This is a genomic window from Pseudomonas sp. TKO26 (genome assembly GCF_003225665.1).
Classification (GTDB): Bacteria; Pseudomonadota; Gammaproteobacteria; order Pseudomonadales; family Pseudomonadaceae; genus Aquipseudomonas; species Aquipseudomonas saponiphila.
Window position 1 is genome coordinate 41,754 of the sequence record NZ_QKLN01000015.1, and the last position, 18,788, is coordinate 60,541.

Below are 18,788 nucleotides of genomic sequence, written 5' to 3' on the forward strand. Positions count from 1 at the left end.
TTCTCATTGAAAGCTACGCCCTTTGGGTCCGATGCAAGAACTCACCAAAATCGGCATCCGACAGATAGATGAGAATCGATACTGGGACCTTCTTCACGCAGGAGTAGACAAATAGGTCACCTCCTCGGCGATGCTGCGCCCGATAACAGTTAAAGCTATCATTGGTTACTTTAAAATAACGCACCGACCCACGCACAACATATTCGGGCTCAGCCAGATACTCAATAGGATCTGGCTTAACAACACCTTGAGAGTTCCAATAGCCTAACAGTTGATCTTCATCAGCATTCAAAAACTCATACGTATCACGCACATAACAACCAACTTCATGAATTTTCAATAACGCCGCACTTCCCTTGGTTTTAGGTAGCGTGGAAAACTTGGTTATTGCAATCTTTAGGGTAAAACCACCCAACGCACCATAAACGTCGTCCAGCGGATTCAGGGCTTTGTCGAGTCGGCCTGTAGAAATCTCCCTGAAATTTGTCTGTGTAGTAGTCTCCAGCCCAATGGCATTCAATTGACTATAGTCATGAAAACCGGCAATCAGATCCTGCCCCTCCACATCCAAAATATTGAGGTTTTGCATTCGCTGCATAAACTGCAAAAGCCCTTTTGTCAGTTGCTCTACCCCACCTCTCTTACGTCCAAAAATCTCGTTGTATTGGCTAGCACTGGATAGTTTCCCTAGCAGTTCATCAACAAGAACTCCAGTGTGCGAGGAAGCACTCGATAACCAATCAAAATCGAGATCAACAAACAGTTTCTCTTGAGTAATTCTGTCTACTGCCAATCGCCCCCTTTTCTCCTCCGGACTCATGACGAAAACCTCGCCATCAAACCAGCGTTGCATGATCCGGGCAGCCTCCACCCAGCCGAGCGTGCGCATCACCGCAGGGATATCGGTGATCTGGAAATCCTCAACCGTCGTTTCTGCACACTTCATGTCGGCCGAGGCCGTGAGCTGAGCGGTTATCGGAGCCGGATCAGACATATGCATGCCTCACGCAATCAAAAGAGAAGATTGGGGTTCAAGCACCAGCGTGACGCTTTCAGCCGACTGCGCAGCAATCTTTGCGGTTTTCCCCTGCCCATCGGTAACCCCCTTGATCTCCTTGCCCGAGGCAGTGATCAAGGTGTAGGCACGCCCTGTCAGCGGAGTTCCCGATCTAGAGCGCACCACGAACTGCTGGTCGAACGGCCAATTGATCTGCACCGGCAACGGCGCCACAAACGGTGCCGGGACATGGGTATCGCCAATGATCACCGTCCCTGATCCGCCTATCACCGTGTTGCCGTGACTGCCCAGCGAGCCCAGAGTGGCGGCCGGCCGACCGTTGATGAACACGGTGCTGCTCAAGGCACCGCTCAGGGCTCCGCCACAGGCCGACACGTCACCTTGGCGCGCCGCCGGCAAGCCGTCGAACAGCACATCCGCCGAGCCGCTGGCGATGGGGTTGACCCCATGCCCGGGAATCGGGCAAGCCGTTGGATCGCTGAGCCGCGCCGCAGGTTTTCCAGACATCCTTGTGCACTCCTTACTTGACCCGTACCTGCCCGCTGCCATCCAGCCGCGCGGCAAAGCTCACCTGGCGCCTGACCCCTTCCACCTCCAGCAGGCCTTCGATGCTGAAGGCCAGCTTGAGCGGATCGTGGTCCCGGGGCAGTGGCTTGACCCGTACGCCGGACAGCCTGGGCTCATAGGTTTCGATAAAGCCTTCGATCGCCTCTCGCGCCTGACTCAGCGCGTCGTGCAGACTCAGGCGCATGTCGTTGAGATCCGGCAGCCCGTAGTCGGACAGTGTCTGCACACTGCCCGCCCGGGTGCTGAGCATCTTCGCCAGATGGGCAGCCACCGACGCCATGGCGGCCACTTCGCGACTCCAGCCGACGCGCTGTTCGGCCTCGCCGCTGAGGCGTTCGAAAAGGCTGCCGTATCGACGCATGGCTCAGCTCCTGCCCTATTCCTTGTCCAGCTTGCCCACCAGCGACAAGGTGAAGTCCGCCCCCATGTACTTGAAGTGCGGCCGCACGTTGAGGCTGACCCGGTACCAGCCCGGCTCGCCCTCGACGTCGCTGACGATGATCTGCGCGGCACGCAGCGGGCGTCGGCCACGCACTTCGCTGCTGGGGTTCTCCTGGTCGGCCACGTACTGGCGGATCCACTTGTTGAGTTCCAGCTCCAGGTCGGTGCGCTCCTTCCAGGACCCCAGTTGCTCGCGCTGCAGCACCTTCAGGTAATGGGCCAGGCGGTTGACGATCATCATGTAGGGCAGCTGGGTACCAAGCTTGTAGTTGAGCTCCGCCGCCTTGCCCTCGGCGCTGATGCCGAAGAACTTGGGTTTCTGTACCGAACTGGCGGAGAAGAACGCGGCGTTGTCGCTGCCCTTGCGCATGGTCAGGGAGATGAAACCCTCTTCCGCCAGTTCGTACTCGCGCCGGTCGGAAACCAGCACCTCGGTGGGAATCTTGGTTTCGATCTCGCCCATGCTCTCGAAGTGGTGCAGGGGCAGGTCCTCCACCGCGCCACCGCTCTGCGGGCCGATGATGTTCGGGCACCAGCGAAACTTGGCGAAGCTGTCGGTCAGGCGAGTGCCAAAGGCGTAGGCGGTGTTGCCCCACAGGTAGTCTTCGTGGCTGTTGGCGACGTTTTCCTTGTAGACGAAGGATTTCACCGGGTTTTCTTCCGGGTCATAGGGGTTGCGCAACAGGAAACGCGGCAGGGTCAGGCCGATGTAGCGGGCATCCTCGGACTGACGGAAGCTCTGCCACTTGGCAAATTGCGGGCCTTCGAAGTGGTCCTTGAGATCCTTGAGGTCCGGCAGCCCGGTAAAGCTTTCCAGGCCGAAGAACTTCGGTCCGGCCGCAGCGATGAAGGGTGCATGGGACATGCAGGCCACGCTGGACACGTACTGCATCAGCTTCACGTCCGGCGAGCTGGGGGACATGAAGTAGTTGGCGATGATGGCCCCCACCGGCTGGCCACCGAACTGGCCGTATTCAGCGGTGTAGATGTGTTTGTAGAGGCCGGCCTGCATCACTTCCGGAGAGTCCTCGAAGTCGTCCAGCAGGTCCTGCTTGGAGACGTTGAGGATCTCGATCTTGATGTTCTCGCGGAAATTGGTGCGGTCCACCAGCAATTGCAGGCCACGCCAGGCCGACTCCAGCGACTGGAAGTCGGGATGGTGGAGGATCTCGTCCATCTGCTGGCTGAGCTTGGCGTCGATCTCGGCAATCATCCGATCGACCATGGCCTTCTTCACTGGCTCGCCGCTGTTCTGCGGTTTCAGCAACTCTTCGATAAAGGCCGAGACCCCGCGCTTGGCGATGTCATAGGCCTCGTCATCCGGGGTCAGGCGCGTCTCGGCGATGATGCTGTCGAGGATGCTGTATTCACTGCTGTCCTGGTGCTTCTGCTGTGCGGCACTGCTGCTCATGTTCTAGCTTCCTTGGCTGTTGAGGGCTCAGTCTTGCAGGGCGGGGGCGGCGTTCAGACCCAGTTCACCCAGGACCCGGTCCCGGGACTGGTCATCGGCGAGCACGCCTTCGATGGCTTTGCGAAAGGCCGGCGCGTTGCCCAACGGCCCCTTGAGCGCCACCAGGGCGTCGCGCAGTTCCATGAGTTTCTTCAGCTCCGGCACCTGCTCCACCAGGCTCGCGGGATTGAAGTCCTTCATCGAATCAACCCGCAGTTGCACCGCCAGCTCGTCGCTGCCGCCGTCGTCCTGCAGACGATTGGGCACGCTCAGGGTCAGGCGCAGCTCCTGCTTGGCCAGGACCTCGTCAAAGGTCATCTTGTCGATGCTGATGGGTTTGCGATCCTCGACCTTGCGCTCGTCCAGGCGCTGGGTGTAATCGCCGATCGCCAGTAGCTTCAACGGCAGTTCGATTTCTTCCTGGGCGCCGCCGGTGGCGGGCTTGAACGTGACGTTGATCCGTTCCTTGGGGGCTACAGAGCCTTCTTTGGCCATGACACTTCTCCTTGGGATTGTTGGCCCTGGGGCCTATTCGAGTACCACCTCGAGATCGAGATGGCACAGCCTGCGGTAAACCTCTTCCTTGCGTTCGCGCACCGCGTGGTTCTGCGGCAACAGCTCGCAGCAGTTGTGCAGCAGCTGCAGCACCTCCAGCGCCAGTTGCGGCTCCCAGGCCTGCAAGCCCGAGTGCTGCAACTGCTGGTCGAGCGTCTCCAGTTGGGTCTTGGCCAGTTCGTACTTCTTGGCCGTGAAACACAGGCGCGCCAGGCTCAACTGCCAGAAAAACCGCACGCGCCCGCCCTGGGCGTTCTGCAGTCCCTGCTTGAGCACCTGCACCGCAGCCTTGAGGCCGTCCTTGCGCAGGATCGGCAGCACCTCGTCCAGGGCCTCTTCCCAGGCCGGCAGGTGGCTGTCCGCTTCGACCTTGCGCGGCGCGTCGGCACTTTGCAGATGGGGCAGGACCTGGGCGCTGACCCAGGCGCGAGTGACCGGATCGGCAAAGGCCACGCCATCATGGAAACGCAGCTCGATCAGCCCGGGCAGGCGTTGCAGCAGCAGGGCGAAATGGAACTCCACCTCGCGCATGGCCGACTCGGCATTGAGCTCCTGCAGGCACTCCCAGACCATGCGCTGGCCGTCGAACCAAAACGGCGCCCGGGCCAGACTGGCCTCCAGTTCCACCAGCAGGTCGGCGTACTGGCCCTGGGCGAAACGTTCCTGGTAGTGACGCAACTTGTCCGCCGGCAGCCCGCGCAAGGCGGTGACCTGCTCGGCATTGCGCTCGGGCAGCGCATCGATGGCCAGCCACATCAGGGTGCGATTGAGGCGCAGGGCCCGTTGATCGGTGGCTTTCTGCCGCAGCCACCAGGCGCACAGCGGCCGAGCGTTGTCCTGCTGGGCGCGCAGGGCCTTGTGCGCGTCCTTTTCGTTATCGATGGGCGAGCCGGGGGTAAAGAGCTGCGCCGCCGCCTGCTTGACCTGGGCCACCACACTGCCCACGGCGCCGGGTTCCGGCTGCTGGTCCGCCGCCCGGGTGACCATGCCCTGCAGACGCCGGCAGATCGGCAGCAGCAAGGGCGCTTCGTCCCCCAGGTGCCGGGTCAGGATGCCGTCCAGCCCCTGGATCTGCTCCACCAGACGCCGAAACAGCGGCAACTGCTCCTTGACCGGCACATCGTCGTCGAGGGCTTCCTGCAGGCGCGGCACCAGCCAGGCAATCGCTGCGCCACGGGTGCGCGGCTTGGACGGGTACACCTGCTGCCAATGGTGCTCGCACAGGTGGCGCAACAGCCCCAGGCCCGCCAGCAGGCCAGGGAAAGACTCGCGCTGATGCAGGGCCCAGGTCAGCCAGGCAGCGACCCGCAGATCCTTGGATTGATCACGCAACAGGGCTTCGCTTTGCTCCTGGACCTTCAGCCAGTCGATCTGACCGTTGGCATGCAGCGACTGGGCTTTGCCCAGCTCGTTTTCCAGGGCTTCGTATTCGTTGGAGAAGCGCACGTCCTCGCCGGCGAAACTGTGCTCGTGCACCGGGGCCTGGGCGAGTTTGAGGTGATGGGAATACAACTTGCGCGAATAGCTCATAGGTGGCCACTTTCCATGCCCGCCACCTTACTCAGACAGATGCGCTGATTACGCTCTTTATAGAAAAGTCTGACAGAGGTGGGAAACAAAGTGCGCACTGGAACTACCGGATATCCATTCAGGTGGCAAAACCCTAACGGAACACCTCAGGCAAAAATATAGGATTTTTCTTATATAGATTGATAAACCTCTAGTACAAATATGTTTAAGTTCTTATGCGCAACTTATTGCACAGTTATATTCAGGCTCATTCAACCAGCATTATTTGCAGCCACCCCGCTTGAACCACTGACGGCGCCCGGGCCGCACGACCTCAATTGGCCCCGGACTTATCCGCGCTCAGCACTTTGCGCTGTTGCAGGTAAATAACTCCATCGCCGTCGAATGCGAGTACTTCGTTGGCACTCAAGGTTTTACCGTCGCCGCCCTCATATTTAAGCCAGCCTTCATCCCACAGGTGGCCACTTTCGTACCGCACTTGAATGAAGTAATAAGGCGGCTCGGCGCGGGTGATTTCAATGTAATGCCCCCCATCGGCCGCGCCCTGCCACTGGGCATTGGGATGCTCGGCCAACCCATGGGCGGGAGCCTTGCTGAAGTCCATCAAGGCCACCCAAAGTGCAATCAGCACCAGCGCCAGCCCGCCCACCGTCATCAGAAAACGCTTCAACCAGATCAATCCCTAATCTCCAGCACATGGGCCGTTCATCGGCGGCCCGCTCGGGCCGGGGGCATTCTCTGCCCCAGCCACGCAACAGCGCAATAAAAAGCCCCCGGACAACTTGCCAGGTGCGGCCGGCCCCTGCAGCCTTGGCGCCTGAACGGTCCACGGACCACACGCCCTCGCCCCTCGACAACGGAAACACCTGACATGCGCATCACGCTCACCGCCCTGCACCGCGACCCGTCGTCTGCCTTGTGGGTCGACTTCCGCTGCGCGTTCGGCGAAGGCCGCGGCCAATGGCTGGGAGCGCCGCCCCAGGTGGCCCAGGAGCACGAGGTAGAGCTGAGTCTGGAGGATGAGTTCCGCTGGCAGCACAACCTGTGGGCCAGCGCCGCGCCTGAGCCGCAAATGGCTAGGGACAAGGACGGGCTGCACATCACCGGACAGTTGCTCCAGGTGGACGAGGACGGTGGCGCAGCCCTGGCCATCGGCGCCTCCATCATCCTGCTGAGCGTGCAAGGTTGCACCCGACCGCTGCCCGGGTTTATCAGCCTGCTGGCCCGCCAAGTGAGCCTGCAACCGCTGGCGCTGTGAGCACCGCCGAGGCAGATCTGGGGCAAGCGCAAGCTTGGGAAGGGTGAAGCAGGAACATCGCCGAACGCGACAGAGGAAGGTGTTCGCCCAGTGCTCTGGCCTTGGCAATCCATGCACCGGTAAAGAGCCCTTGCACCGGGCGAACGCTTGGCATTCTAGTGCAACTGCCCGGGAATGTCCGTGGGCCGATTCTGAATAAAACTGCAACGCTGGACGCTGCCACGCACACCGCCGCTCAATACCCGGTCATCTCCAGATAGCCGCTGCCGCCGTGGCTGCCCTCCAGCGCGATCGGTCCTTCCCAGTAGGGAATGCTCAGCCGCATCCAGGACTGGGGATTCAAGGCCCGGGTCCTGATGTTCAGGCCCTTGTCGGGGATGCTCAATTGCCAGGCGATCGGCAGGCGCCGTCCCTCGACCTGAGCCGTATCCAGCGCCGTCATGCGGATCTGTTCCCGTGCCAGGTTCTGGGTGCTGCCGTCGGCATTGATCCAGGTGCCGGTGATATAAGGCGCGCGACTGTCCTGCCGGACCCGGAACAGCATCAGTCGTTCGCCGCTGTCCAGATGCAGGGAGAACCAGTCCCAACCGCTCTGATCAGCCGCCAGGGGCTGGCTGCTCCACTCCCGGTCGAGCCAGGCCGGGCCGCTGACCTCGTACCACTGGCCATCGATCTGCAACTGGCCCGAGGCCTGGAAAAACGGCTGGCTGTAGTAATAGGACGCCTGCCCCTGATCGGACTTGCGGCTGTAACCGCCCTCGCCCTGCAGCACCAAAGGCCGGCTGCTGGACAGTTGCAACCGATAGGCAAACCCCGGCCCGCTGGCCTGCACCTGCATCCGTGCCAGGGGATTGTCGCCGCTGGCCAGGCTGCTCAGGCGCCAGTCATCGATCCAGGCCTGGAACGGCTGCGCCGTGACCCCGGCCTGCCCCACCCCGCCCCGGGCATAACGCTCGGCGGCATGATGGCTGCTGGCCGACGTCGCCGCCGCGTGCCCCAGCCAGACCAGCGGCGCACTCCAGCCGGGCTGCTCCGGCGCGGCGCGCAAGGCGCTGCGAAACAGCGTCCACTGCACGCCGAAGCGGCGGCCTTGAGCGTCCTTGAGGTCGGCGGTCAGGTACCACCACTCGATGCGAAAACCGTCGTGGGGACCATGATCGGCAGGAAAGCCGAACCTGCGCCCCGGCAGCACCGGGGCGAAGGCCGCGGCCTCATTGCCCAGCCCGGCAAAACCCTGGGGCGGCTCGGCGGCAGGTTCGCAACCGCCCAGCAAGGCCAGTAGCAGCCCCGCCAGAGCCCTGCTCCAGCGCTCAATCTTCATGGGCAAAGGTCCTCAACAGATCCGCCGGTTGCGCACGGTACAGGCGAAGCAGCGGCCAGGCCGAAGCCAGCAGGGTCGCCAGCATCGCCAGCCCCAGCAGTTGCACCAGCTGCCCGGGAAACACCCGCAGCGGCAGACGCCAGCCAAAGGCCTGGACGTTGATCACAGTGTCCAGGCACCAGGCCAGGACAATCCCCAAGGGCAGCGCCAGGACCAGAGTGAGCAAGGCCAGCAGCCAGGTCTGGGCCAGGTTCAGCAGCAGCAACTGACGCCGCCCCACGCCCAGGGCCCAGAGCGGCGCCAGCTGGCCCAAGCGGCTCTGGCTCTGGGTCAGCAGGCTGATGAACAGCGCCACCCCGGACACCCCCAGGGTCAGGCTGTTGAGCGCGGCGGTGGCGGCGAAGGTACGTTCGAAGACCTGTTGCGACCAGCCCTTGAGCCGGGCTTGATCGACGACCCGACTGTCATCCAGGTGAAATTGCCGTTGCAGGGCGCCGACCAGCGCCGGCACCGCCGCCGGCGCAAGGCGCAGGTTGAAACGGTTTGGCGTCAAGTCCGGCCAGTACCGCAGCAGGTGCTCGACGTTCACCAGCAGGTGCCCCCGGGGATTGCCGTAATCGGCGTAGATCCCCACCACCTGCGGTGTCCACTGCCCTTGCGGCACCGGCAGTTCCAGGCGATCGCCGACCCGCAGCTTGAGCCGCCGGGCCAGTTGCTCGCTGAGCATCAGGCTGTCCTCGGCCGCCAATCGCGCCCAGGGATCGGCGCCCGCCGCCTCCAGCAACGGCCAGTGCTCACGGTAGCTGTCATGCTCGACCACCCCGTACAGGTCCGCCGGCCAGCCCTGGATCTGCAACGCCACTTGCCAACTGGGCAACAGCGCCGTCACCTGGGGCTGCAACGCCAGCCAGTCGCGCAACTGCCGGGCCTGTTCGGGGGTTTGTGGATTGACGTACAGCTCGGCGCTCAAGCGTTGCTCCAGCCAGTCGTTGAAAGTCTCGCGAAAACCCGCGGTCATGCTGCCAGCGCCGATATTCGCCGCCAGGGCCAGCAGCAGCGCCATCAAGGCCAGGCTCAGGGCCGGCAACTGTTGTCGGCAATCGGCGAGAAACCACTGCCCCAGCACCCCGCGACTGCGCCCCAGCAAGCCGCCCAGCAGCGCATCGAGCAGCACCGGCAGGCCCAGGGCGGCCGCCAGCAGCAAGGCCGCCATCAACACGAAGCCACTGGCCAGGCTGTCACCCCATTGCCAGGCCGCCAGGGCCACCAGCACCGCCAGGCCAGCCACCACGCCCTGACGGCGCAGCCAACGGGCATGGGCCTGATGCCAGGCCTGGGGATTGGCCAGGGCCAGCAATGGCAAGCGCGCCGCCCGCAGCAGGCTGGCGCCACCGGCCAGCAAGGCGCCCAACAGGCTCAGGCCGATACCGCTGAACCACCACCAGGGACTCAGGCTCAACTGCCCCGCCACTTGCGCACCGTACAAACCCCGCAGGCTGGCGGCCACGTCCGGCAGCAACACGCCAGCCAGCCAGTAGCCGCTGATCACCCCCGCCACCGCGCCCAACAGCGCCAGCCCTCCCAGCTCCAGGCTCAGGCAGAGGATCAGCAAGCGCGCACTGACCCCGCAGGCCCGCAAGGTGCGCAGCAAGCCCCGCCGCTGTTCCAGGGCCAGGCCGATGGCGGCATGCACGATAAACAGCCCGACCACGAAGGACAGGAACCCCAGGGCATCCAGGTTCAGGTGAAAACTCTCGGTCAGGCGCGCCAGATCGCCCTGTGCCTGCCCCTGGCGCAACACCAGTTGCCCCCTCAGGGCCTCGGGCAACGGCGGCGCGCTGGCGGCAAACTCCCTGGGCAGCAACAGCCGGCTCAACTGCCCGGGCTGGCCCAGCACCTGCTGGGCAAAGCCGATGTCCATCAACAGCACTCCCGGGGCCATGTCCGCCCGCACCCGCAGCGGCGGCAAGCGCTGGCCGTTGAGTGCCGTGGGCTGCTCGCCCGCTTGCAAGCCCAGGCTGGCCAGGGTTTGTGGCGCCACCCAGGTCACCCCCGGCGGGCTGAAGAATTCGACCATCTGCTGCAGCGCCAGCGTCTGCCCGGCCACCGCGGCACCGGCAGGCAGGGATAACGGCTCGATGCCCATCACTTGCAGGGACAGGTCGTCATGGCCCGGCAACTGCAGGCGCCCCTGCAGCACCGGCGACACCGGCCAGCCGGCCCGGCGCAGGTCGACGAACCACTGCTGGGCAACACTGGCGCCACTGGGGCTGCTCAGGCTGGCCTGGGGCTCGCCGCCGATCAGCTGGCTGGCCCGCGCATAACTGTCCCGGGCCTGGCTGTTGAGGGCCAGCACTCCGGTCAACAGGCTGGTGGCCAGCCACAGCCCGGTGAGCACGCTGAAAAACTGCAGCGGATGCCGACGCCAATGGCTCAGCAACGCCTGCAGCGCCGTCACCAGGACCCGCATCTCAACCCCCGACCGGGTCGGCCAGACGACCCCGATGCAGCACCACGGTCTGTTGCAGGCGGCTGGCCACCCGCTGGCTGTGGGTGACCATCAGCAGGCTGGTGGGGCTGTCGGCCAACAGCTCCAGGAGCAAATCCAGCACCTCGTCGCTGGTGGCCTCGTCGAGGCTGCCGGTGGGTTCGTCCGCCAGCAGCAACCCGGGTTTCGCCGCCAGGGCCCGGCCCAGGGCAACCCGCTGTTGCTGGCCGCCGGAGAGCTGCTCCGGATAGCGCCGCAACAGCTCCCCCAGGCCCAGGCGCGCCACCAGTTGCGCCTGCCACAGCGGATCGAAACGCCCGGCCAGGCGCGCCTGGAAGCTCAGGTTGTCTTCCACCCGCAGGCTGCTGATCAGATTGAACTGCTGGAACACCAGGCCCACTTCAGTACGGCGCCAGTCGGCGCGCTGGCCCTCGGTCATCTGCTCCAGGTGCTGCCCGCCGATGCGGATGCTGCCGGCGTCGACCCGATCGAGCCCGGCGATCAGGTGCAGCAAGGTGCTCTTGCCACTGCCCGACTCGCCCATCAGCGCCAGACTGCTGCCGCGCTGCAGCTGCAGGTCCACGCCCTGCAGCACCGCCAACGGGCCCTGGGGCGTGGGGTAACGCTTGAAGACGCCTTGTACCTGCAGCATGGGCTGATTCGTCCGAGCAGAGAGGGAGCCAAGGATAGCCTGTGCAGCAGCGCCCCTATCGGGGCGTGCCGGTGAAATATAGTATTGCGCCACTTTTTTCTGGCAGGACGCACAGATGAACTACACCCAGGCCCAATTGAAGTACCGACTGCAGATCGCCGCAGGCACATTGCTGTTCACCGGCGCGCTGATTTCCACGCTGTTCTCCACCCTGAAAATGCTCCACTGGCGCCTGGACAGCTACACCGCCATGGCCAGCACCATCAACCGCCCAATTCAGCAGTTCACCCTGATGGTTTCGGAAAACACCCGGGCCCTGGACTGGTTCTGGGACAACAGCCCGACACCCAGCTTCATCGACCTGAGCTACTCCTCCCATTGGAAGTTCCTGCTGATCTACCTGCTGATCTTCGTCGGCGCCGCCCTGTTCGCCTCGGGCCGGACGTTGATGCGCAAGGTCGAGGCCGTGGAACCCTTGATCGAGGCCCAGCTCAACGCCCCGGTCGAGGACGGCATGCCCGCCAGGACCCTGCAACAGCTGGAGGACTCGACCCTGGTGGAAGCCGCGCCGCCCTTCTTCAGCCAGACCCGCCTGCTGGTGGTCTGGCCCCTGGGCGGCGCCGCGATCTACCTGGGCCTACTGTGGCTGCTGGGCATCCTCTGAGCCCGGCGCCGGCTGATCGAGCAGCGCCTCGGCCACCGGGTACTTGACCAACACCCGGTTGCGATACAGGCATTCCTGGCGCAGCAGCTCGGCGTCCTGGCCCTTGGTGCGAATGTCGCGCCAGATCTGGTTCTCGCGGTACACCCGGGTGCCCTCGCGCACAAAGCGATGGGCCCGCTGATAGACGTGATAACGATGCTCGCGCGGCCGCTCGCAAAGCAGCTCGCCCTCCAGCTGCTGCGCCCCCACATGCAGCTTGAGCTGCAAGGTCTGCGGCCCGGGGTTGTACAGCACCAGATCGATGTAGTTGTAGAAGATCGCCGCCCCGGAACCGAAGGGCAGCACTCGTCCCTCGTCGGGGAACGGGTCGAAACTGTGGTTGGCCCGCTCCACCACCTCCAGCGGCGAGTGCATCGCCATCCAGTGAATCAGGTTGCTCAACTGGCAGATACCACCGCCGATGCCGCTGCGGGCCTCGCCGAACGACAACTCCATGCCCTCGACAAAACCACGCCGGCGACTGGGCCGGCCCACCAGTTTGCAGAAGGAAAAATACTCGCCGGGGGCGATGCGCACGCCGTCGATGCGGGCCACCGCCAGCTTGAGGTTGATCACCTTGTTGTGTTGCAGCGCCAGATCGGAATCGCCCAGGGTGCGAATCAGCTTCGAGGTGTGCTTGATCAGGCGGTGAGGCAAGCGCGGGCTGCCGGCCTCAAGCCGGGCATAACGGCGCCCGGAACAGCGCCAGGCCAGGTGGCGCATCAGGCGTTTCTGGCGTACCCGCAGCCAGTACAGCAGCGGGTGATACGAGGACAGGGGTTTCATCGATGGGTCAACGGCGGTCCGGCGCGACGGCGCAGGAACCCGCTTCGTCCTTGAAAAAAAGAGCGGCATCTTAGCGGCAAGCCCGCCCCCCATGCCAGAAGCCCCGCCCCGAGTGCCCGCTACGGGAGTGCTGCGTACCGCAGCTCCGGCCCTAGCCCAGCAACTGGCTGAGTACGGCCCGCAGCTTGCCCGGTTTCACCGGTTTGTTGAGCAGCGGCGCCCCCAGTTGCTGCAAGGCCCGGCGACATTGGTCGCTGCGGTCGGCGGTGATGATCACCACCGGCAGCGGCTGCTGGAAATGCTCGCGCAAGTGCTGCACCACCTGGCACCCGGTGACCCCGTGATCCAGGTGAAAATCCGCCAGGATCAGTTCCGGCGCCTGGCCCTGGAGCACCGCCAGGGCGGCCGCCTGATCGGTGGCGATGAGCACTTCGCAGCCCCACTGCCCGAGCAACGCGGCCATGCTCTCAAGGATGCTCAGCTCGTTGTCCAGCACCAGCAAACGCCGCCCTGGCAGCGGGTTGCCGGTGCCCGGCTGCGGCGCCTGCAAGCTGATGGGCAACGGCACCCGGGCCGCCAGGGGCACCTCGATGCTGAACCGCGAACCGCGTCCCGGCCACGATTGCACCTGTACCCGGTAACCGAGAATCTTGGCGATGCGCTCGACGATCGCCAGCCCCAGGCCCACCCCCTTGCGGTCGGCGGCACGCCCCACATCCAGCTGGTTGAATTCCAGGAAGATCGACTCCAGGCGGTCGGCGGCAATGCCGCGCCCGGTGTCCCACACCTCCAGTCGCAACTGCTCGCCCCGGCGCCGCGCCGCCAGCAGAATGCTGCCGCGCTCGGTGTAGCGGCAGGCATTGCTGAGGAAGTTGCGCAGAATCCGCGTCAGCAGCCGCAGGTCGGTGAACAGGGCGAAGTCACCGAACTTCACCCGCAGCTCCAGGCCCGCCGCCTCGGCCACCGACTGGAACTCCGAGACCAGCGGCGCGAGCAATTCATCCAGGCGATAGACCGCCGGGTCCGGCTTGACCGCCGCCTGATCGAGCCTGGAGATGTCCAGCAGATCGGTGAGCAGGTCCTCGGCGCCTTCCAGGGCCTGGTGGGTGCGCTCCACCAGCAGTTGCTCGGCCGCTGGCAGACGCCGCTCGCGCAAGGTGGAGATCAGCAGGCGCGCGGCATTCAAGGGTTGCAGCAGGTCGTGGCTGGCGGCGGCCAGGTACTTGTCCTTGCTGCGGTTGGCCGCCTCGGCGGCGTCCCGGGCCTCGCGCAGGTCGCGCTCGATGCGCTCGCGCCGGGCGATCTGCTGTTGCAGGTTGCGGTTGGCTTCCAGCAGTTCATCGGTGCGCGCGGCAACCCGCTGCTCCAACTGGTCGTTGAGCTGCTCCAGATGCTGCTGGGCCAGCTTGCGCTCGGTGATGTCGGCGACGAACCCCTCCACCAGCCCGTCCTGGTCGGGCTTGAGCAGCAGGTTCATCAGCACGTCGATGCTGCTGCCGTCCTTGCGTCGCAACTGGGTTTCATAACCCAGCAGGCTGCGCTGGCTTTGCAACTGCTCGCCAATGACCGCCAGTTCCGCGGCGCCGCCGACGAACAGATTGCCCGCCAGGTCGGCCAGGGAAAACAGCACTTCCTGCGGGTCCTGATACCCCAGCATGCGCGCCAGGGCCGGGTTGGCCGCGCGCAGGCCGGCCTGCAGGCTGGCCTGGAAGATCCCGTGCACCGCGTGCTCGAACAGCCACTTGTAGCGGTTGCGTTCGGTTTCCAGGTCTTCCAGGCGCGCCGCCAGTTCCGGGTAATGGCTCTTGCGCGCCGAGTGATTGCCCAGCCCCAAGAGCCCGGCCAGGGCCCGTTGCTGGTCGTCAGAGGGCCTCGCCATACACCACCTCGACATCACGCTGGCTGGATTCGCGTGGGTTGGTGAGGATGCACGGATCGTCCATCGCATGTTGCGAGAGGAACGGAATATCGCTGCTGCTGACCCCATGCAGGCCCAGGGTTTCGTGGAAGCCGATGGCGTGCTTGAGGGCGATCAGGTGCTCCACCAGGCGCCCGCAGATCTGCCGCTGGTTGAGCCCGCGGCAGTCGATGCCGAAGGTTTCGGCGATCACCTTGAAACGCTCCGGCGCCGCGCTGTAGTTGAAGGCCACCACATGCTCCACCAGCACCGCGTTGCACAGCCCGTGAGGCAGGTCGAGAAAGCCTCCCAGGCTGTGGGACATGGCATGCACCGCGCCGAGAATCGCGTTGGAGAACGCCAGCCCGGCCTGCATGCTGCCGAGCATGATCTGCTCGCGCAGGGCGATGTCCCCGGGGTTGGCGATCATCTGCACCAGGTTGCCGTTGATCAGGCGCATGGCCTCCAGGGCATGGGGATCGGTGAGCGGGCCGTGGCCGGTGGAAACGAAAGCCTCGATCGCGTGCACCAGGGCGTCGATGCCGGTGCAGGCGGAGAGAAACGGGTCCATGCCCAGGGTGGTTTCCGGGTCGATCAGCGACACATCCGGCACCACCGCCTTGCTGACGATGGAGAACTTCATCCGTTCCTGCTGGTTGGAGATGATCACGAACTGCGAGACGTCCGCCGAGGTGCCGGCGGTGGTGGGAATCATGATCAGGGGCGGGCTCGGCACGCGGATCATGTCCACCCCTTCGAACTCCAGGATGCTGCGCCCGTGGGCCACCACGATGCCGATGCCCTTGCCGCAATCCATCGGGCTGCCGCCGCCGACGGCGACGATCACATCGCAGGCGTTTTCGCGGTAGACCTCGGCGCCCTGCATCACCTCCTCCACCCGCGGGTTGGGCGACACCTGGCTGTACAGGCAATAGTCGACGCCCTGGGCCTGGAGGCTGGCCTCGACGTCGGCGACCCAACCGGCGGCGATCACCCCGGGGTCGCTGACCACCAGCACCTTGCGCGCACCGAAGGTCTTCGCATAGTTGCCGACGTTATGCCGGCAACCGGCGCCAAAGATGATTTCCGGGGAGACGAACTTGCGCAGCAGACTGAGATTCTGGCTCATGGCGGCAGCCTGTTTTCTTATTGTTCTGAAAGGAGAACGCCAGCCTAAAGCATCCGTTGCTGAAAGCAACGCGCGCGTTGCGCGCAGCGGCAAGCTTCAAGCGACAAGCAAAGCCAGAGCGGTAAGCCAGCTTTGAGCTTGCAGCTGGAAGCTTGAAGCTTGCCGCTGCTCGCTCAGAGCTGGATGTCCATGCCGTCGTATGCCACTTCGATGCCGCGGCGGGTCAGTTCCGCGCGCTCGGCGGAGTCTTCGTCGAGGATCGGGTTGGTGTTGTTGATGTGGATCAGCACCTTGCGCGCCCGGGGAAAACGCTCCAGCACTTCAAGCATGCCGCCGGGGCCGCTTTGCGCCAGGTGGCCCATTTCGCTGCCCAGCTTGTCGCCGACGCCACAGACGCGCATTTCATCGTCGCGCCACAGGGTGCCGTCCACCAGCAGGCAGTCGGCGCGCTCCATCCATTGCAACAGGGCCTCATCCACCTGCCCCAGCCCCGGGGCATAGAACAGGCTGGCGCCGCTGCGCCGGTCCTCGACGAACAGGCCGATGTTGTCCCCCGGGTGCGGGTTGCCACGATGGGGCGAATACGGCGGCGCGCTGCTGCGCAGGGCGATGGCCCGCAAGGCGAGCTCCGGGCAGGCCGGCAGGCTGAACTCGCGACCATCGAGGTGAATGGGTTGCCACTGCAAGCCGCCGTTCCAGTGGCTGAGCATGGTGAACAAAGGGAATCCGCTGCACAGGTCCTGATGGACCATCTCGGTGCACCAGACCTGATGCGGGCAGCCTTCGCGCAAGCTGAGCAGGCCGGTGCAGTGGTCGATCTGGCTGTCCAGCAGGATCACTCCAGCCAGGGCGGTGTCGCGCAAGTGCCGGGCCGGTTGCAGCACCGGGAAGGATTCCAGTTGCGCGCGAATGTCCGGCGAGGCGTTGCACAGGATCCAGTCGTTGCCGTGGTCGCTCAGGACGATCGACGACTGGCTGCGCCGCTGGGCGCGCAGGCTGCCGGCGCGCACCCCGGCGCAGTTGCGGCAGTTGCAGTTCCACTGGGGAAACCCGCCGCCCGCCGCAGAACCGAGAATGCGGATATGCATGACGTGCTCCTGAAGGGCAAAGAGCTCCGGCCGACACCAGTACCGGCCGGAGCGGGACGGCTCAGCGGTTGGCGAAGTACATGGTCACTTCAAAGCCGATACGCAGGTCGGTGTACGCGGGTTTATGCCACATGGGGTCAAGCCTCTTGTTGTGCCGGGGGATTCCGGTAGAGGCATTAATGCACGGGGCGCGCGGCGGCCGAATGCTACTTTGGGACGAGCTGGCGGGGTGCGTTGGTAGGAAACAGCGGCAAGCTTCAAGCCATCAGCTTCAAGCTTGCCGCTGCTCTTGCTGCTGAGCTGCTTAGAAGAAGCCCAGAGGGTTGATGTCGTAACTCACCAGCAGGTTCTTGGTCTGCTGGTAGTGGTCGAGCATCATTTTGTGGGTTTCACGGCCGACGCCGGATTTCTTGTAGCCCCCGAACGCGGCGTGCGCCGGGTACAGGTGGTAGCAGTTGGTCCACACGCGCCCGGCCTTGATCGCCCGGCCCATGCGGTAGGCGCGGTTGATGTCGCGGGTCCACAGCCCGGCGCCCAGGCCGAACTCGCTGTCGTTGGCAATCGCCAGGGCTTCGGCTTCGTCCTTGAAGGTGGTCACGCCTACCACCGGGCCGAAGATCTCTTCCTGGAACACGCGCATCTTGTTGTGGCCCTTGAGCAGGGTCGGCTGGATGTAATAGCCGCTGGACAGGTCACCGTCCAACAGCTCCGCGGCGCCACCGGTGAGCAGCTCGGCGCCCTCCTCCTGGGCGATCTGCAGGTAGGAGAGGATCTTCTCGTACTGCTGCTGCGAGGCCTGGGCGCCGACCATGGTCTCGGTGTCCAGCGGGTTGCCGCGCTTGATCTTGACGATCTTCTTCATCACCTCGGCCATGAACGGCTCGTAGATCGACTCCTGCACCAGGGCCCTGGACGGGCAGGTGCAGACTTCACCCTGGTTGAAGAACGCCAGCACCAGGCCTTCGGCGGCCTTTTCGATGAACTTCGGTTCGGCCTGCATGATGTCTTCGAAGAAGATGTTCGGCGACTTGCCGCCCAGTTCCACGGTGGACGGAATGATGTTCTCGGCGGCGCACTTCATGATGTGCGAGCCCACCGGGGTCGAGCCGGTGAAGGCGATCTTGGCGATGCGCTTGCTGGTGGCCAGGGCCTCGCCGGCTTCACGGCCGAAACCCTGGACGATGTTCAGCACCCCGGCCGGCAGCAGGTCGGCGATCAGCTCGGCGAAGATCATGATCGACAGCGGGGTCTGCTCGGCGGGCTTGAGCACCACGCAGTTGCCGGCGGCCAGGGCCGGGGCCAGCTTCCAGGCGGCCATCAGCAGCGGGAAGTTCCACGGGATGATCTGCCCGACCACGCCCAGGGGTTCGTGGAAGTGGTAGGCGGTGGTCAGTTCGTTGATTTCCGCGGCGCCGCCTTCCTGGGCGCGGATGCAACCGGCGAAGTAGCGGAAGTGGTCGGCGGCCAGGGGCACGTCGGCGTTGAGGGTTTCGCGTACCGCCTTGCCGTTGTCCCAGGTTTCGCTGACCGCGAGGAGCTCCAGGTTCTGCTCGATGCGGTCGGCGATCTTCAGCAGCACCAGCGAGCGGTCCTGGGGCGAAGTCTTGCCCCAGGCATCGGCGGCGGCATGGGCGGCGTCCAGGGCCTTGTCGATATCGGCGGCGCTGGAACGGGGGAATTCGGCGATCACTTCGCCGTTCACCGGCGAGGTGTTGGTGAAGTACTGGCCTTCCACCGGCGGCACGAACTGGCCGCCGATGAAATTGCCGTAGCGTGGCTTGAAGGACACGATGGCGCCTGGGGTTCCGGGTTGTGCGTAGATCATGCTGAGCCTCTGCTGGTCGAGGCCTGTCCAACGACAGGCGATGGACCGATGGTAGAGAGCCCCGCCTGCCGGACGAATGC

Annotated in this window: 18 protein-coding genes; 2 read left to right on the forward strand and 16 right to left on the reverse strand. The window is 64.4% G+C overall.

Going from position 1 to position 18,788, the window contains the following annotated elements; translation table 11 throughout:
- Nucleotides 1-13: 13 nt before the first annotated feature.
- The 7 genes from DNK59_RS20215 to DNK59_RS20245 all read right to left on the reverse strand — a co-directional run bounded on the left by DNK59_RS20215 (nt 14) and on the right by DNK59_RS20245 (nt 6,231).
- Complete coding sequence (locus DNK59_RS20215) at nt 14-994, reverse strand: DUF6402 family protein (protein ID WP_146249920.1); 981 nt, start codon at nt 992-994, stop codon at nt 14-16.
- 9 nt (nt 995-1,003) lie between these two features.
- Entirely contained in the window at nt 1,004-1,525 is a 522-nt protein-coding gene (locus DNK59_RS20220; protein WP_110724336.1) for a PAAR domain-containing protein, read from the reverse strand.
- Nucleotides 1,526-1,538: 13 nt separating this feature from the next.
- Complete coding sequence (gene tssE / locus DNK59_RS20225) at nt 1,539-1,946, reverse strand: type VI secretion system baseplate subunit TssE (RefSeq protein ID WP_110724337.1); 408 nt, start codon at nt 1,944-1,946, stop codon at nt 1,539-1,541.
- 15 nt (nt 1,947-1,961) lie between these two features.
- Nucleotides 1,962-3,437 (reverse strand): type VI secretion system contractile sheath large subunit, encoded by a 1,476-nt coding sequence (gene tssC, locus DNK59_RS20230; protein ID WP_016965107.1) that lies wholly within the window; start codon nt 3,435-3,437, stop codon nt 1,962-1,964.
- Between the two features lie 27 nt (nt 3,438-3,464).
- Nucleotides 3,465-3,971, reverse strand: a complete 507-nt coding sequence (gene tssB / locus DNK59_RS20235; protein ID WP_016965108.1) for a type VI secretion system contractile sheath small subunit — start codon at nt 3,969-3,971, stop codon at nt 3,465-3,467.
- A 33-nt stretch (nt 3,972-4,004) separates the two neighbouring features.
- Nucleotides 4,005-5,561 carry a type VI secretion system protein TssA gene (gene tssA, locus DNK59_RS20240; RefSeq protein ID WP_110724338.1) on the reverse strand — a complete coding sequence of 519 codons (1,557 nt, stop codon included), beginning with the start codon at nt 5,559-5,561 and terminating at the stop codon, nt 4,005-4,007.
- A gap of 313 nt (nt 5,562-5,874) precedes the next feature.
- Nucleotides 5,875-6,231 (reverse strand): hypothetical protein, encoded by a 357-nt coding sequence (locus DNK59_RS20245; RefSeq protein WP_256596492.1) that lies wholly within the window; start codon nt 6,229-6,231, stop codon nt 5,875-5,877.
- Nucleotides 6,232-6,432: 201 nt separating this feature from the next.
- On the opposite strand from DNK59_RS20245, the gene DNK59_RS20250 reads away from it, so the two are divergent.
- The gene (locus DNK59_RS20250; RefSeq protein WP_110724340.1) at nt 6,433-6,819 is read left to right on the forward strand and encodes a hypothetical protein; all 387 of its coding nucleotides are present in this window, start codon (nt 6,433-6,435) and stop codon (nt 6,817-6,819) included.
- Nucleotides 6,820-7,054: 235 nt separating this feature from the next.
- On the opposite strand, the gene DNK59_RS20255 is transcribed toward DNK59_RS20250, so the two are convergent.
- The 3 genes from DNK59_RS20255 to DNK59_RS20265 are packed head-to-tail and all read right to left on the reverse strand — an operon-like array spanning nt 7,055 to nt 11,280.
- Nucleotides 7,055-8,140, reverse strand: a complete 1,086-nt coding sequence (locus tag DNK59_RS20255; protein ID WP_110724341.1) for a lipocalin-like domain-containing protein — start codon at nt 8,138-8,140, stop codon at nt 7,055-7,057.
- Nucleotides 8,130-10,610, reverse strand: coding sequence for an FtsX-like permease family protein (locus DNK59_RS20260; protein ID WP_110724342.1), 2,481 nt, complete (start codon nt 10,608-10,610; stop codon nt 8,130-8,132). Before DNK59_RS20260 ends, DNK59_RS20255 begins: the two co-directional genes overlap by 11 nt.
- 1 nt (nt 10,611) lies before the next feature.
- On the reverse strand, nt 10,612-11,280 hold the full coding sequence (locus DNK59_RS20265) for an ABC transporter ATP-binding protein (protein WP_110724343.1): 669 nt from the start codon (nt 11,278-11,280) through the stop codon (nt 10,612-10,614).
- A 115-nt stretch (nt 11,281-11,395) separates the two neighbouring features.
- Between DNK59_RS20265 and DNK59_RS20270 the strand changes: the two genes are divergently transcribed.
- Complete coding sequence (locus DNK59_RS20270) at nt 11,396-11,944, forward strand: YniB family protein (RefSeq protein WP_110724344.1); 549 nt, start codon at nt 11,396-11,398, stop codon at nt 11,942-11,944.
- On the opposite strand, the gene DNK59_RS20275 is transcribed toward DNK59_RS20270, so the two are convergent.
- The 6 genes from DNK59_RS20275 to DNK59_RS20300 form a co-directional block, all read right to left on the reverse strand.
- A complete protein-coding gene (locus tag DNK59_RS20275; RefSeq protein WP_110724345.1) occupies nt 11,918-12,769 on the reverse strand; it encodes a VanW family protein in 852 nt (283 codons plus the stop codon). The two genes, DNK59_RS20270 and DNK59_RS20275, sit on opposite strands and share 27 nt — an antisense overlap.
- 151 nt (nt 12,770-12,920) lie before the next feature.
- Nucleotides 12,921-14,648: a NahK/ErcS family hybrid sensor histidine kinase/response regulator gene (locus DNK59_RS20280; RefSeq protein WP_110724346.1), complete on the reverse strand. Its 1,728-nt coding sequence runs from the start codon at nt 14,646-14,648 to the stop codon at nt 12,921-12,923.
- Nucleotides 14,632-15,795 carry an alcohol dehydrogenase-like regulatory protein ErcA gene (ercA, locus tag DNK59_RS20285; protein WP_110724347.1) on the reverse strand — a complete coding sequence of 388 codons (1,164 nt, stop codon included), beginning with the start codon at nt 15,793-15,795 and terminating at the stop codon, nt 14,632-14,634. Before ercA ends, DNK59_RS20280 begins: the two co-directional genes overlap by 17 nt.
- A gap of 173 nt (nt 15,796-15,968) precedes the next feature.
- Nucleotides 15,969-16,883: a pyrroloquinoline quinone biosynthesis protein PqqB gene (gene pqqB / locus DNK59_RS20290; protein WP_110724348.1), complete on the reverse strand. Its 915-nt coding sequence runs from the start codon at nt 16,881-16,883 to the stop codon at nt 15,969-15,971.
- Between the two features lie 61 nt (nt 16,884-16,944).
- Nucleotides 16,945-17,016, reverse strand: coding sequence for a pyrroloquinoline quinone precursor peptide PqqA (pqqA, locus tag DNK59_RS20295; RefSeq protein ID WP_011060521.1), 72 nt, complete (start codon nt 17,014-17,016; stop codon nt 16,945-16,947).
- Between the two features lie 171 nt (nt 17,017-17,187).
- The gene (locus DNK59_RS20300; RefSeq protein ID WP_110724349.1) at nt 17,188-18,708 is read right to left on the reverse strand and encodes an aldehyde dehydrogenase family protein; all 1,521 of its coding nucleotides are present in this window, start codon (nt 18,706-18,708) and stop codon (nt 17,188-17,190) included.
- Nucleotides 18,709-18,788 lie beyond the last annotated feature (80 nt).